The organism is Streptomyces sp. V3I7 (genome assembly GCF_030817495.1).
Taxonomy (GTDB): Bacteria; Actinomycetota; Actinomycetes; order Streptomycetales; family Streptomycetaceae; genus Streptomyces.
This window is the reverse complement of the sequence record NZ_JAUSZK010000001.1, coordinates 2,062,127-2,076,668: the sequence shown is the minus strand read 5'-3', so window position 1 is coordinate 2,076,668 and position 14,542 is coordinate 2,062,127. Positions and strand designations below refer to the sequence as shown.

Below are 14,542 nucleotides of genomic sequence, written 5' to 3'. Positions count from 1 at the left end.
GCGTGCGCATCGTCCTGCTCGGCGGCGCCGGCTACATCGGCACCGTCGCCACCCGCCACCTGACCGCCCTCGGCCACCATGTCACCGTCGTGGACGGCCTGATCTATCACCGCGGCGACGACCCGGCACGGCTCGTGCCGACCGCCACCGACTTCATCCACGCCGACCTGCGCGACCCCGACACGCTCCGGCATGCGGTCCAGGGCGCGGATGCGGTCGTGCACCTCGGCGGTCTCGTCGGGGAACCCGCCTGCGCCGTCGACGAGCGCCTGGCCGTCGAGCTCAACTACGCCGCCCCTGTCCTCGCCGCCGAGGCCGCCCAGGACGCAGGAGTCGGGCACTACGTGTTCTTCTCTTCGTGCAGCGTCTACGGCCAGCACGAGGGCACGGTGGACGAGTCCACCACGCCGAACCCGCTGGGCATCTACGCCACCACCAAGGTCCTGGCCGAACGCCGCCTGGCCGCCATGCTGGACCATGCGGCGCTGACCGTGCTGCGGCTGGCCACCGTGCACGGACGATCGCCGCGCCAGCGTCTCGACTCGGTCGCCAACCGCATGACCGCACAGGCCGTCGTGACCGGCCGCATCCCGCTCAACGGGGGCTCCCAGCGCCGCCCCCTGGTACACGTCGCCGACGTCGCCGAAACCCTGGCCGGCGTCCTGAACACCCCCAACGGCCAGCGGGTGTTCAACGTCGGAGCGGACCGGGCGAACTTCACCATCGCTGACATCGCCGAAACCGTGCAACGGACGGTCCCCGGCACGAAGATCGATCGCGGCCCGGAGCGCGACGAGACGGACGCCCGCGACTACCGCACGTCCTTCGCCTGCCTCGCCGAAGCCTTTCCCGGAGCGTGCCCGACCCGGCTCCACGACGGCATCCGCGAGATCGCCGAGGCCATGGAGAACGGGAAGTTGGGAGACCCGGACCGTCCCGAGTACGACAACCTCAAAGGTCTCACCCTCGCCCGCGACGCCGGACACCTCACCGTCCTGCACACGCCCGAGTGCAACCGCCTGTACGCCGAGTACGCCGCCAGCGGCTGGAGCACTCGATGACCCCCACCGCCCCGGCGAGCGTGCCGTTCCTGCCGTGGAACCAGCCGTCCATCGGCGAGGAGGAGATCACCGAGGTCACTGACACACTCCGCTCCGGCTGGCTGACCTACGGCCCGAAGGCCGCCCGCCTCGAGGAGGTGGTACGAGACGCCCTCGGCGTCCAGGACGCGTTCGCCGTGTCCTCCTGCACCGCCGCCCTGCACCTTGCTTTCCTCACCCTCGGGCTCGGCCCCGGCGATGAGGTGATCACCCCGAGCCTCACCTTCTGCGCCGTCCCGAACGCACTCCTCCAGGTCGGCGCCCGCCCCGTCTTCGCGGACATCGAGCCCACGACCCTCAACATCGACCCCGAGGCGGCCACGGCGGCGATCACCGACCAGACGAAGGCCATCGTCGTCATGCACTACGGTGGCCACCCTTGCGACCTCACCGCGTTCCGCAAGCTGGCCGACGAGCACGGGCTCATCCTGATCGAGGACGCCGCCCACGCCCTGCACGCCAGCCGCGACGGCCACCGCGCCGGTTCCGTCGGCGACCTCGCTGCCTTCAGCTTCTACGCGAACAAGGTCATGACCACCGGCGAAGGCGGCATGCTCGTCGGCCGCACCGATCTCATCCGCGTGGCCCGCCCGCTCGGCCGCCACGGCATCGACTCCTCCGCCTGGCGCCGGCACGGACAGCGCAACACCGCCGACTATGAGGTAACCGTGCCAGGCCTGAAATACGTGATGCCCGACGTCACCGCCTCCATCGGCCTGCCGCAGTTCACCAAACTCCCGGCCTTCACCGCTCGCCGCGGCGAGATCGCCGCCGTCTACACCGCAGCCCTCGCTGGCCTGCCCGGCCTGACCCTTCCCACGACCCTGCCCGGCGTCGAGCACGGCTGGTTCCTGTACTCGGTCCTCATCGACCCCGCCATCGCGCCTCTGGACCGCAACCAGGTCGCGCAGGCGCTGCGCGAGGTGCACCAGATCGGCACCAGCGCACACTTCAAACCCGTACACACCCTCACCGGCTACCGAAGCCTGATCACCAGCCCCCTGCCCGTCACCGAGGCGGCCGCCGCACAGCAGCTGTCCCTGCCCTGCTACCCGGCCATGACCGACAGCGACGTGGACCGCGTCATCACCGCCATGCACACTCTCTGGTCCTCCTAGCCGGCCACGGAGCGTGAATCGGGGTGGGCCGGACGTGCTCACTCACCTGAATCAGGGCGCGGGCGGCCATGCCGTAGGCTGACCGCCCGCAGTGAAACGAAGGGGAACATCCGCGTGAACACCGGCTTCGCCTCACCCGCCGTGGGGGCCGTGGTCCTGACCATGAACGACCGGCCGGCCGAGTTCCCCAAGGCCATGGCGTCCCTCCTGGCGCAGGAAGGCGTCGACCTGGACGTCGTCGTCGTCGGTAACGGGTGCACCCCTCAGCAGGTTCCTGACGGCGTGCGCACGGTCACGCTGGCGGAGAACGTCGGTATCCCCGAGGGCCGCAACATCGGAGCTGCCCAGGTCAAGGGCGACTACTTGTTCTTCTTCGACAACGACGCCATGCTGCCGACCCCCCGCATCCTGGCCCAGCTCGTAGCCCGCCTCGAAACCGATCCCGGCCTCGCCTACACCCAGCCCCGCATCGCCGACCCCGACAGCGGCGTCACCCTCCGCCGCTGGGTCCCGCGCCTGCGAGCAAGCGACCCGGCCCGGCCCGGCATCGTGACCGTCATGGCCGAGGGCGTCGTGATGATCCGCCGCTCCGCATTCGACGAGGTCGGAGGCTGGCCCGGCAGCTTCTTCCTCTACCACGAAGGCGTAGACCTGGCGTGGCGGCTGTGGGACCACGGATACCGCGGCTACTACATGCCGGACGTGATCGTGCACCACCCCGCCACCCACCCGTCCCGGCACGCCAGCTTCTATCGGCTCAACGCCCGCAACCGGGTCTGGCTCGCGCGCCGCCGCCTGCCCCGCCTTCTGATCCCCGTCAACCTCGCCGTCTGGGCCGCGGTCACCCTCAGCCGAACGCGCGGGATGCCCGCCCTGCGCGCGTCCCTCAACGGATTCCTGGAGGGCGTACGTGGAGCGTGCGGGACACGGGAGCCAATGAGCTGGACCACGGTCGCCCGTCTGACCCGGGCTGGCCGGCCTCCCGCCGTCTGAGCTGCCACACAAACTGAGATCAGCGACATAAGGCCGGCGGCGCCGTACCCCGCCTTTCGGGCCTGTGCGAGATCTCGCCATGCTCTTCCACTGGCTGTGGAGACAGCGGAGCAGAAGCTGTAGCACCGGGCGCCCGGCGTTGTCCGACAGCAGCCTTAGCGTCGGCTGAATGGATCACAACGACGAGGACCTGCACCGAGTACAGATCACCGCCCGCGGGCCCAAGGTCGGGATAGAGCTCAACGGGAAGCGGGTCGACCCCGGGGCTTTCAAGGGCTACACGATCAGTCAACAGGAAGGCGAGTCCGCACAAGTCGTGCTGCGCGCCGGGGAATGGACCGAGACGGTCTTCGATGGCCTGGCCCGTGTCGCAGTGGCCGACGCCTTTGACCCCGGCGCGGCGGCTGCGGTCTTCCTGGCGGCAATCGACCCTGAGGAGTTGGAGCGTGCCGCCTTGGCCCGGCCCGATCTTGGCACCGGCCCGCGTTCGCTGACGGAGGCCATGCTCACCCAGCTTCAGGAGTGGGCTCGTGGCCTTTGACGTGGACGGTGCCCGTCGGGTCGTCGGCCGCATCCTGGACGACAAGCTGGAGGTGTGGCGGGACAGCGCGGGCCGTACGGACGACGTGCTCGACGAGACCACCGGCAAGCTGGTGCCGCCCGCGCCGGACGAGGAGCTGGTCTGGCACGGGCTCGGCGCGGTGATGCTGCTCGGCCGCCCCGCCATCACCAAGCCGGTCGGCGGGTCGCTCGCCGTCGAACCGCCGACCACCGACTACCAGGCCGTGCTGCCCGTCGACGCTCCGGCGCTCCGGCGCGACGACGTGGTCCGTGTCGCCGGGTCCGTCCGGCCCGGAGGCCCCCGCGACCCTCAGCTGATAGGCCGCCGCTTCCGGTTCTCCGACGAGGCGGTGGGCACCTACAGCGTGGTGCGCCTCGTCCGGGTCCAGGTGATCGACTGATGGCCCCGGCGAACCCGCACCCCAACGCTCACCCGGACGCGACCGCGTTCCGCGACCCGATCGCGCTGGCCGCCGCGCTGGCCCGCATGGGCCCAGCGACCCGCGCCCGTACGCGGACGATCACGCGGCACCACGCCATGCTGCTGCGTGTCCGTATCCAGCGGAACGCGAGCGGTCGGCCGGGCCCGAACGTCATCACCGGGCAGTACCGGGCCTCATGGGACGTGCGGATGCGCAGCGGGGGCGGCGAGGTGACGGCCGAGGTGTTCTCCGACGCGCCGCAGTCGAGGCGGCTTGAGCACGGTTTTGTCGGAGTCGACTCCCTCGGAAGGCACTACCGACAGCCGCCGTTTCCGCACGTCGAGCCTGCCTTCCGGCAGACCGAACCGGCGTTCATCCGGGCCCTGGCCGACGGAGTGCTGCCGTGACGGCCCGTCTGCCGGTGACCCGCGCGCTCGCCGCCCTCGTGGAGAAGGCCACCGGTCGCCCGTGCGGTATCGGTGAACTGCCCCGTGTCGAGGGCAAGTCGGGGTGGGAGCCCGCCTCCTCCCCGTACACCGTCCTCGACTCGCTGCCGGCGGAGTTCGGCGGGCCGCCGCTGTGGGACTGGCACGCGGACGCCGCCTGGTCGTACCAGATCACCTCGGTCGGGGAACGGGGCGATCAGGTCGAGTGGCTGGCGGACCGCGTGCGCTCAGGCGTCGTCGGCCGAACCGATGGCCGCTGGGCCCATAACCTGCCGATTCCCGAAGCCCGCGTGATCGACCGGGAGTTGACCTACGACGCAGGTGGAGAGGCTTCGGTGTCGGCGGCAGGCGCTATCGTGTCCTACGTGCAGCGGGTCACAATCACCGTGACCCCGGCATGAAGCAACGTTTCTTCTGATCCTCACCGCGGAGGCCCGCGCGGACGCTAAGCCCCACCAGGCCAGGCGAACCCCCTTTGATCATCAAGGGGCAGGGTCTCGGCACGGGACGCTGCCCCAGAAGTGGGAGCGGACCTGTGTCCACCAGCACGAAGAAGACCCAGACCCGATTTCTGCGGCGCGGCATCTCCAAGATCCTCTGGGTGAAGGATCTCAACGATCCGAAGTACCCCAGCCGCCCTGAGATCACCAAGGCGTTCGTCCTGACCGACGCGGTCTCGGACATCGAGGGCTGGGCCCTGGAGAACGACCCGATCGAGACCCCGGACATGGGCTCGACCTTCAACTCCTCGATCCCCGGCAACGACAAGGCGGAGAACTCCAGCCTGACGTTCTACGAGGACCGGTTCTCCGACGCGATCGAACAGCAGCTCCCCAAGGGAGCCAAGGGCTACGTGGTCCTGCTCCGCAAGGGTGACCTGCCCGGGTCTCGCTCGGTCGACGCCTTCCCCGTCCAGGTCGCCACCCGCGCCGCGGCGTACTCGACCGGCAATGAAGCGGCGAAGTTCAAGGTCACCTTCACGATCACCGACGAGCCGTCGCTCGACAGCCCCGTGCCGCAGGCCCAGGCCCGGTCGCTGCCGGACGAGGACTGCGACGACGGCCACGGTCACGGGCACGGCCACCACCACGGCGATCACGACGGCGACGACGTCGACGTGACCGTGGTCAGCACCACGAAGACCGAGACCGAGGCCACGGTCCGCGAGCACGACGCCAGCGAGGGCTGATCGTGTCGCGCCCCGCACAGGCCAAGCGCCCCGCCCGCTCCGCCAACCCGGCGGAGGGGGCCTGGGCGGCCAAGATGGACCGCCTCCGCCGCCGCGCAAGGCCCCAGAACCGGCTCCGCGTCTGCGACGACACCGACCTGCGCCAGCGGTACGACGAGGCCGAACAGGCCGTGCGCCGGGCGAAGTTCGTCGCCGAGGTCAACCCCGGTGCCGAGCTGGCCGCACGCCAGGCTGCCGACGCCGACTCGGCGCGCGATCAGGCCCTTGCCGCGCTCGATGCCGCGTCGGAGTTCCTGACCTTCCGCGCGCTGCCGCGCCCGGTGCTGGAGGAGCTGATCTCCGAGCACCCGCCCACCGAACAGCAGGCGGAGGAGGGGGCGATCTTCAACGCCGACACCTTCCCCGCCGCCCTGGTGGCGGCGGCCTCCGTGGACGGCATGAGCCGCGAGGAGGCCGACGAGCTGCTGAACGGCTGGTCGGCGCCGGACGCGAACGCCCTGTGGGACGCGGCCTGGCAGATCCAGCAGGAGAGCCGGGTCGAGCTGGGAAAAGACTGAGCCGCGACGCCGGCCTGCGCGCGGAGCTGGAGCTGTGCGAGCGGTTCCAGATCCCGCACTCGCAGTTCCTCGGCGGCGACGGCCGCTGGTCCGACCTCGACCGGGCGAAGGCGTTGGCCTGGGCGGACTGGCAGCGGTCGGTGTGCCCGGAGTGCCGCACGCGGCTGGAGGAGTGGGACCGCGCCCGCGGCGGCGACCCCCACGCGTACGTCACCGGCACCCTGCGCTGCCCCGGCTGCGAGCTGATCGAGCAGGAGCGCGACCACGTCCCCCAGGACCGCTCCGGCTACGGCGTGAAGATCCAGCTCCTCCCGCGCGACCAGTACGAGCCGCGCCCCTGATCCACCCCCGCACGTAAGTAAGGAGACCGCCAGCGATGGCCGGGTTCACCCTCACGGTCGCGATGCGCGCCGAGGTCCGCGACCTGATCGCGGGAACCCGTACTGCCTCCGCACAGATGCGGACCCTGGGGGACCGGACCGACGCCGCGAACCGGTCCCTGGCCCGGCTCGACGCCAACGGGGCACGCCTCGCTTCGCAGTTCACCGCGTTGAATCGTTCCGTCCGCGGTGCCGTCGGGGAGCTGAACCGGATCACCGCCCGCGCCGGAGCTGCCCGCGCGGCGCTGCGCTCAGCCGGAGACGACGGCGCCCGGTCGATGTCCCGGCTCCAGCGGGCGACCGCCGGTGCCGGTCGGCGCGGCATGTCCGCCACGAACATGCTGGCGGGCGGCGCCCTCGTCCTCGGCACCGGCGAGGTCATCGAGGAGGGCAACCGCTACCAGCGGCAGATGAACCTCTTCCGCGCGGTGACCGACGCGACCGCCGGACAAATGCAGCGGGCCGCCGCCGTCGCCCGCGAACTCGGCAACGACCTGACGCTGCCCACCTCGACGTCGGCGGACGCCGCCGAGGGCATGGTCGAGCTGGGCAAGGCCGGCTTCCGCGCGGACCAGTCGATCGACGCCGTACGCGCCTCGCTCCAGCTCGCGGCGGCGGCCGACGTCAACGCCGCCACGTCGGCCAAGTATTTGGGCGACATCATGGATCAGTACGGCCTCGGCGCTGATCAGGCGTCCCGCGCGGCCGACACCCTCGCCGCCACGGCGAACAACGCGTCGGGCTCGATCACCGACATCTACTACTCGATGCGGTACGCGGGCCCGGTCGCGAACGCGCTGGGTGTAACCCTCCAAGACACGGCGGCCGCGGTCGGAATGCTCGGCAAGTCGGGCATCCTCGGGCAGACGGCCGGCACGAGCTTGCGAGGTCTTTTCGCGAACCTCGCCGCGCCGACGCCGATCATGAAGGGCGCCCTGCGCGACCTCGGGATCGAGGCATGGGACGCGCAGGGCCGCTTCAAGGGCTTGCGCACGGTGATCGAGGGCCTGTCGAAGGCCGAACACTCCATGTCTCAGAAGGACTTCACGGCTGAAGTGACCCGCGCGTTCGGCAAGCCCGCGCTCAGCGGCGCTGTCGCGCTCGCCCATCAGGGCACCGAGAGCTTCGACGCCCTGTCGAGGGCAGTCGGGCAGACCGGTTCGGCCGCGTCCATCACCGCCTCGCGCGGTGAGGGCCTGGCCGGTGCCATGACGCAACTGCGCACCCAGGCACGACAGACCGGCATCGCTCTGTATGAGGGGATGGCTCCCGGCCTGGAGTGGGTGACCCGTCTGCTCACCCGCGGGATGTCCGGCGCCACGCCGTACCTGACCACGGCACTGGAGTACGGGCGGAACATTGCCTCGCTGTACGGCCCGGAGCTGAAGGAGCAGACGAAGGACGGGCTCAGCGGCCTCATCGAGGAGGCCCAGCAGCTCGTCGGTCCGCTCAAGGACATCGGTGAGCACTCCCTCGCCACCGGTCTCAACCTGCTGATCAACGCGGGTCGCACGCTCGGAGACGTCCTGTCGAACGCCGCCGACGGCGCGGAGCCGATCCTGGACGCCATCTCCGGACTCGGGCAGGAGGGCGGCGCGGCGGCCGGCACGCTCGACATCATCGCCACCGTCGCCAACCTCGCGATGGACGCGGTCTCGGGCCTGTCGATGGTGCTCGTCCCGATCGGTCACGCCGTCGGCGGTCTGGTCAGCCTGTTCGGCGCGCTGCCCGGACCGATCCAGTCCGCCGCCTTGGCCATGCTCTTGTTCCGCCGGGCCCAGCCGGCGCTGACGAACATGGCGACGACCATGACCGGGCCGGTCCGCTCGGGCATCGCCTCGTTCAACCAGCAGATGCGCGTGCAGCAGTCCTTGGCCGCCGCTTCCGGTGTCGCCCTGTCGCGGTACGGCGCGGCCTGGGCCGCCGTGCAGGCACGCGTTGGGTTCCTCGGCAACATGACCTCGGCGTTCCGCAGCGTGAACGGCGCCGGAGCCACCTTCACCGGCACGCTCAACGGCATCGGCAGGGCCGCCGGATCGGGCCTGCGCTCCGCGCTCGGCGGCGTAACCAACGCGCTCGGCGGACCGTTCGGCGTCGTCATGGCTGGGGTGTCGGTGGGCCTGGGGCTGCTCGCGGCGCGGCAGCAGAAGGCAGCCCAGGCCGCGGCCGAGCACCAGCAGCGCGTCTCCACGCTCACCTCCGCGCTGCGCGAGTCCGGCGGCCAGATCAACAGCAACGTCCGCAACGCGGCGGCGCAGTCCCTGCTGGACACGAAGACGGAACAGGGCCAGCTCACCAAGGTGATGGAGCAAGCCGGAGTCCCCCTGTCCTTGCTCACCGACGCCTACCTCGGCCAGGGCACCTCACTGGACGCGCTGCAGAAGCAGCTCCAGGCCACGGCCGACAAGCACAAGGAGTACAAGGACCTGGCCGGAGGCAAGGCCACGGTCCTCGACTACTCCGAGGTCGGCCAGCAGTACAAGGACGCCGCCGACGCGCTCGGTTCCGTCAAGGGCGAGATGGCCGGGGCGCTGAAGAATGCCAAGGACCTGGCCAAGGCCACCAAGGGCGCCGGGGACGGCACCTCGGCGTACGACCGGCTGAAGCAGGCCGTCGGCGGCCTGGCCGACCAGACAGCCGACGCCGACACCCGCACCCGTTCGCTGAAGTCCGCGCTCGACCTGCTGTCGGGCGGTCAGATCTCCCTCCAGGCCGCCGAGGCCAAGGTGAACTCGGCCGTCCTCGACCTGAAGGACGGCAGCAAGAACGTCGACCGCAGTCAGGGGTATGGCGGCAAGCAGCTCGTCAACGACGACAAGACCCTCAACACCACGACCCGGAACGGGCAGGGCCTCTACACCCAGCTCACCGCGCTCTCCGACGCGGCGGCCGACGCCTCTGTGGCCACCTTCGACCTGGCCCAGCGTAACGGCGAGGACCTGCCGGCCGCGCTCGCGAAAGCCCGCGAGCAGATGAGCCGGGCCCGGTCCGAGGCGATCCAGGCCGCTCGCGGCTACGGGCTGACCAAGACCCAGGCCGAAGGCGTCGCGGACAGCCTCGGCCTGCTGCCGTCGAAGGTGTCGCTGCTTCTCCAGACGAAGGGCATGGACTCCACCCTGGCGAACCTCATCGCCGTCCAGGCGGAGTTCCAGCGGCTGCCGAACGCGAAGACGATCAAGGTCGACTCACTGTCCGACGGGGCGCAGAAGAAGCTCCGGAGCCTCGGATTCACGGTCAAGACCGTGCCCGGCACCCGGCAGATCAAGATCACCGCTCCGACCGCCGGAGCGAAGAAGAACCTCGACACCCTGATCGACAAGCTCGGCCGCACCCCGGACAGCAAGAACGTCAAGGTGTCCGCCCCGACCGCCGCGGCGATCAAGAGCCTGGAAGCCGTACAGGCGAAGATCCGTGCGACACCCGGCGCGAAGTCCGTCGTCGTGCGTGCGCCGACGGCCGAGGCCCGCAAGCAGTTGGAGGCCCTGGGCTTCCGGATCGAGAAGGTCCCCGGATCGAAGAAAGTCAAGATCACGGTGCCAACCGGCGGCCCACGGAAGGCTGCCGACTCCATCCAGGAGCGCATCAACTCCCTGCGCGGCAAGGAAGTCACGGTCACCACCCGGCACGTCTCGATCTTCAGCCAGCTCGCGGAGCAGAACACCAACGTCGCGGACGCCATCAGGCGTCAGGCCGACGTCCAGGCCCGCGGCGCGAAGAAGCACGCCGACGGCGCGGTCGTCGACTACTACGCGGACGGCGGCGTCACCGACGGCCCGCGCAAGGAGCAGCACGTCGCGCAGATCGCCCCGGCCGGGAGCTACCGCGTCTGGGGTGAGCGGGAGACAGGTGGGGAGGCATACGTGCCTTTGGCCGCCGCCAAGCGCGATCGCAGCAAGGCGATCGTGGAGACGGTGGTCGACCGATTCGGCGGCCAGATCGAGTGGTACGCCGACGGCGGCGTCCGGAACGCCCGCGGCCGCGACTACAGCCCGATGCTCGCCAACTCCTTCAAGCAGGCCCGCAGCGTCGCGGCGATGGCGGGCGTCGTCCGCTCCTTCGACCTGCGCACCAGCAGCGACCGTGCCCGCACCCGTGTGGTCGATGCCCGCGCTGGCGGTCGGGTCCAGGTTGTCGTCGTACGCGAGCAGCAGCCGCTGATCGGCTCCATGCCGGTCACCGTCTCCGACAGCTCCGCCACCCCCGAGCAGATCGGCAACGAAATGATGCGCACCCTGCGCAACGCGCAGCGGGGCGGGAGAGTGTGATGACCACAGCACTGAACAAGAACCCCGAACTGGCCCCGTTTCAGTACGAGATCGGCGGCGTTGTCCTCGGCACCGGCAGCCTCGTCCCGGTCGGGAACATCGAAGGGCTCGGCTCCCCGGCCACCCGATCGCAGGACTCCGACAACGCGAACGGCGACGGCACCGCCCCGGGCCGCGACTTCTACGGTCCGCGCCCGCTGCGCTTTGAGGCGGGCATCAAGACCCCCGGCGACCCGGTGAAGGCGGCCGAGATTCTCGCCCGGCTGGAGCGGGCCCTGGACGACCCCGCCGCCCGGACCAGCCCGGACGGCCGCCACGTTCTGCGCGGCCGGTGGCCCGGTCACACAACACGGCGCCTATACGGGCGACTTCGCCGGATGGAGGCCACCAGCACCGCCACCGCCGTGCACGGGTGGATACCCCTGGACATTGAGTTCGTGGGCCTGGACAACCCGCGCTGGTACGACGACAAGCTGTCGAAGCTGACGCTCGGCCTCGACCAGGCCGCGCACGCGGACACCGACCGCACCGTGGACGAGGCGATGGGCCGCCGCACCGCCTGCCGCCGCACCGCCGACCCGGAGCACCGCCCGGCCGACGACCGGCCCGGCTGGGTCACCAACCACGGGGACGCGCCGACGTACCCGAGCCTGCGCGTACACGGACCGGTCACCCGGCCGCGGATCTGGAACACCGTCACCCGCCGCGTCCTCGAACTCGACCTGTCGCTGCGCGACGGCGAGTGGGTGGAGCTGGAGACCCGGCCCAACACCTGCTGGGCGCTGCGCAACGGCACCGTCAACGTCGCCAACGACCTGAGCCCTGCTAGCCGTCTCGACCTGTTCACCCTGCCGCCCGGCCGATCCGAGATCGCGTGGACCGCGAGCGACCCGTCCGGCACCGCGCGCCTCGAGGTGGCGTGGCGGTCCGCGTACACCACCCTGTGAACGGAGAGCACTCGTGACGCTGCAACCCCCCATGATGGTGCGCGGGGCCGACCACTCCGCCCGCGCGATGCGCCTGATGATCCGCGACCTGGCCCGCGGCCGGCAGGGCATCGCCGAGAGCGAGGACCTGAAGGTCCGGCCGCTGGAGACCCCCGGTCCGGGCGTCCGCGTCGGTGACGGCTCCGCCCTCATCCACGGCGCCCGCCCGTGGCAGGGGGCCTACACCCAGAGCAACATCGGTGACGCCCGTGTCGACGTCGAGCCGACCGGCCCGTTCGCGCGCACCGACCTCATCGTCCTCCGGATCGAGGACCCCGAGTGGGAAGGGGACCGCGACCCGCGCACCCAGGAGATCGGCTACTTCCACGTCGTCCAGGGCGTGGCCGCCGACGCCGTCGCCGTGCCCGAGGGGATGACCGGTCTCGCCCTGGCCCGGGTCACCCTGCCGCGCAACACCGCGGCGGTCACCGCCGAGATGATCACCGACCTGCGGCAGGTCGCGAACCCGCGCACCGAACGCATTCTGCGGACCGTGCACCCGACGAAGACCGAGGAAGTGCCGGGCAAGCACGGCCAGTGGGCGGCCTGGCCGCAGGAAGCGGCCTGGGATCTCGACGTTCCCGCCTGGGCGACGACGGCCACCATCGTCGTCACGCTCTCCGGGCTGCGCACGGATGCGGGCTCGGTGTACGCCGAGCTGCGCACCCGCCTCGGAGAGCGGGCCGCGAAGCCGACGGTCGTGGACGACGACGGCACCACCACCCGCCGCTCCTCCGCGACCCTGGCCGACACGCTCGCCGTGCCGCCGGACTACCGGGGCACCCGCCAGCACCTGGCCGTCCAGATCAACCGGAACGACAAGTACGGCGACGGCAAGCTGACCGTGGCCAAGGGCACGACGGTCACACTCGACGTCGCCTTCACAGAAGGGCCCGCGTGACGATGGCCGACTACCGCTACATCGTCGCGCGGGCCTCGACCGGCGACGTCCTGCACTGGAACCTCCCCCTCGGCGAAGTCGAGTACGGCCCCGAGATATCCGGGCCCGGCTCGTTCAAGGCGACCCTGCCGACCTCATTCCGCCACGAGCTGAGCGACACGCTCGACGCGGGCGACACCGTGCTCCTGGTCGAGCGCGACGCCCGCCTGGACTGGGGCGGAGTCCTGTGGCGCGCCGAGCCGGAGGGCAACACGGTTCCGGTCGAAGCCTCCGGCTTCACGAGCTACCTCCACAAACGCTTCGACGTGCACGGCAACCTCGACGGCCGCGGCCCGTACATCGAAGCCGACCCGTGCCAGGTGATCCGCGACGCATGGGCCTACGCCCAGGATCAGGAAGACGGAGACCTCGGCGTGGTCGTGGACGACACCACGTCGAAGGCGAAGACCGGCACGGCGAAAGACCCGTACACCACGACCAGGACCGAGCCGCGCAACCTCGGCGAGATGGTGGACGAGATGGCCGAGATCGATGACGGCCTGGAGTGGTCGGAGACCGTGGCCTGGCGCGGGCGTCGCGCCGAGCGCCGCATTCTCCTCGGCGCGCCGCGCCTCGGCCAGCGGCGGGAGGACCTGACGTTCACCACCGGCGCGAACGTCGTCGGCACGCCGCACGTCATCAAGGACGCCGACGCCTACGCCCAGTGGGTCATCGGGCTCGGCGCGGGCGAAGGCAAGAAGCGCAAGGTCGTCGTGGACGGCGAGCGCAACGGCCGCCTGCGCCTGGAGCACGTCTTGGAGACCAGCGAGAAGGACGAGGCGAAGCTGAAGCAGCGGACACGCCGCGAGCGGCTGGCCCGCCACCACCTTCCTTCGCTGACCGAGCTGGAGATCACCGACCATCCGGCGGCCCCGATCCACGCGCTGCGCGTCGGGGACGACGTACGCATCCGCTTGTTCGAGCCGCACACCGAGTTCGACGGCTGGTGCCGGATCGTCGGGTGGACCGTGCGACCCGGAGAGGGCGAGACCGCCGAGCGCGTGACGCTGAAGCTGGAGCGTACGAACAAGCCCGAGGACGAGGCAGGCGAACAAGGAACGGAGCAGTAGATGCCGGACACGATCGCCACCCTCGGCCGCCGCCTGGCCAAGCTGGAGCGCCGGGTCACCGCGCTGGAGCGCGCCCGCCGCGCCCCGTACCCGGAGTGGAAGGACCTCCCGCTCACCGGGGACACCTCCGTCCCGGATGAGGAGCAGCCGCCGCAGTTCCGGGCGAACCTGTGGGACACGACGGAGTTCTGCGGCCAGGTCGGGATCGAAGGCGGCCGGGCCACCGACGAACAGCTCATTGCTCTGCTGCCCGAGGGGTACTGGCCCGAGGCCCCGCGCACGGTCGACGTCGCCTCCGATGCGCGACGCGCGCTCCAACTCGACATCGACCTGAAGGGGTTGGTGCGGCTACGCGTCCAGGGCGGGGGCAGCGTCCGCGTGACCTGGCTCAGCCTCGACAGCACGTCGATCCGTACCGATCGCGATAACGCCTGACCGAGCGGTGCATCGGCTTAGAACTCCTAACGGAATGACAACGGTGAGTCGTTGAGCACGCATTCGCCCACCTGCGCTGA

15 protein-coding genes are annotated in these 14,542 nt (G+C 70.8%); all 15 read left to right on the top strand.

Going from position 1 to position 14,542, the window contains the following annotated elements:
- The first annotated feature begins 2 nt into the window (after nucleotides 1–2).
- Complete coding sequence (locus QFZ74_RS09775; RefSeq protein WP_307620415.1) at nucleotides 3–1,061, top strand: NAD(P)-dependent oxidoreductase; 1,059 nt, start codon at nucleotides 3–5, stop codon at nucleotides 1,059–1,061.
- The gene (locus tag QFZ74_RS09770; RefSeq protein WP_307620414.1) at nucleotides 1,058–2,218 is read left to right on the top strand and encodes a DegT/DnrJ/EryC1/StrS aminotransferase family protein; all 1,161 of its coding nucleotides are present in this window, start codon (nucleotides 1,058–1,060) and stop codon (nucleotides 2,216–2,218) included. Before QFZ74_RS09775 ends, QFZ74_RS09770 begins: the two co-directional genes overlap by 4 nt.
- 162 nt (nucleotides 2,219–2,380) lie before the next feature.
- A complete protein-coding gene (locus QFZ74_RS09765) occupies nucleotides 2,381–3,211 on the top strand; it encodes a glycosyltransferase family 2 protein (protein WP_373462477.1) in 831 nt (276 codons plus the stop codon).
- Between the two features lie 169 nt (nucleotides 3,212–3,380).
- Nucleotides 3,381–3,752, top strand: a complete 372-nt coding sequence (locus QFZ74_RS09760; RefSeq protein ID WP_307620412.1) for a hypothetical protein — start codon at nucleotides 3,381–3,383, stop codon at nucleotides 3,750–3,752.
- Nucleotides 3,742–4,173, top strand: a complete 432-nt coding sequence (locus QFZ74_RS09755; RefSeq protein WP_307620411.1) for a DUF6093 family protein — start codon at nucleotides 3,742–3,744, stop codon at nucleotides 4,171–4,173. The genes QFZ74_RS09760 and QFZ74_RS09755 overlap by 11 nt, the downstream gene beginning before the upstream one ends.
- Nucleotides 4,173–4,601, top strand: a complete 429-nt coding sequence (locus QFZ74_RS09750; RefSeq protein WP_307620410.1) for an HK97 gp10 family phage protein — start codon at nucleotides 4,173–4,175, stop codon at nucleotides 4,599–4,601. The genes QFZ74_RS09755 and QFZ74_RS09750 overlap by 1 nt, the downstream gene beginning before the upstream one ends.
- Nucleotides 4,598–5,041, top strand: a complete 444-nt coding sequence (locus QFZ74_RS09745; RefSeq protein ID WP_307620409.1) for a hypothetical protein — start codon at nucleotides 4,598–4,600, stop codon at nucleotides 5,039–5,041. The genes QFZ74_RS09750 and QFZ74_RS09745 overlap by 4 nt, the downstream gene beginning before the upstream one ends.
- Before the next feature lie 134 nt (nucleotides 5,042–5,175).
- Complete coding sequence (locus QFZ74_RS09740; RefSeq protein WP_307620408.1) at nucleotides 5,176–5,829, top strand: hypothetical protein; 654 nt, start codon at nucleotides 5,176–5,178, stop codon at nucleotides 5,827–5,829.
- 2 nt (nucleotides 5,830–5,831) lie between these two features.
- Entirely contained in the window at nucleotides 5,832–6,386 is a 555-nt protein-coding gene (locus QFZ74_RS09735; protein ID WP_307620407.1) for a hypothetical protein, read from the top strand.
- Nucleotides 6,329–6,727 carry a hypothetical protein gene (locus QFZ74_RS09730; protein WP_307620406.1) on the top strand — a complete coding sequence of 133 codons (399 nt, stop codon included), beginning with the start codon at nucleotides 6,329–6,331 and terminating at the stop codon, nucleotides 6,725–6,727. Before QFZ74_RS09735 ends, QFZ74_RS09730 begins: the two co-directional genes overlap by 58 nt.
- A gap of 35 nt (nucleotides 6,728–6,762) precedes the next feature.
- Complete coding sequence (locus QFZ74_RS09725; protein ID WP_307620405.1) at nucleotides 6,763–11,031, top strand: phage tail tape measure protein; 4,269 nt, start codon at nucleotides 6,763–6,765, stop codon at nucleotides 11,029–11,031.
- Complete coding sequence (locus QFZ74_RS09720; RefSeq protein WP_307620404.1) at nucleotides 11,031–11,978, top strand: phage tail domain-containing protein; 948 nt, start codon at nucleotides 11,031–11,033, stop codon at nucleotides 11,976–11,978. The genes QFZ74_RS09725 and QFZ74_RS09720 overlap by 1 nt, the downstream gene beginning before the upstream one ends.
- 13 nt (nucleotides 11,979–11,991) lie before the next feature.
- Nucleotides 11,992–12,918, top strand: a complete 927-nt coding sequence (locus QFZ74_RS09715; protein WP_307620403.1) for a hypothetical protein — start codon at nucleotides 11,992–11,994, stop codon at nucleotides 12,916–12,918.
- Nucleotides 12,915–14,027 carry a hypothetical protein gene (locus QFZ74_RS09710; RefSeq protein ID WP_307620402.1) on the top strand — a complete coding sequence of 371 codons (1,113 nt, stop codon included), beginning with the start codon at nucleotides 12,915–12,917 and terminating at the stop codon, nucleotides 14,025–14,027. The genes QFZ74_RS09715 and QFZ74_RS09710 overlap by 4 nt, the downstream gene beginning before the upstream one ends.
- A complete protein-coding gene (locus QFZ74_RS09705; protein WP_307620401.1) occupies nucleotides 14,028–14,462 on the top strand; it encodes a hypothetical protein in 435 nt (144 codons plus the stop codon).
- Nucleotides 14,463–14,542: the final 80 nt, after the last annotated feature.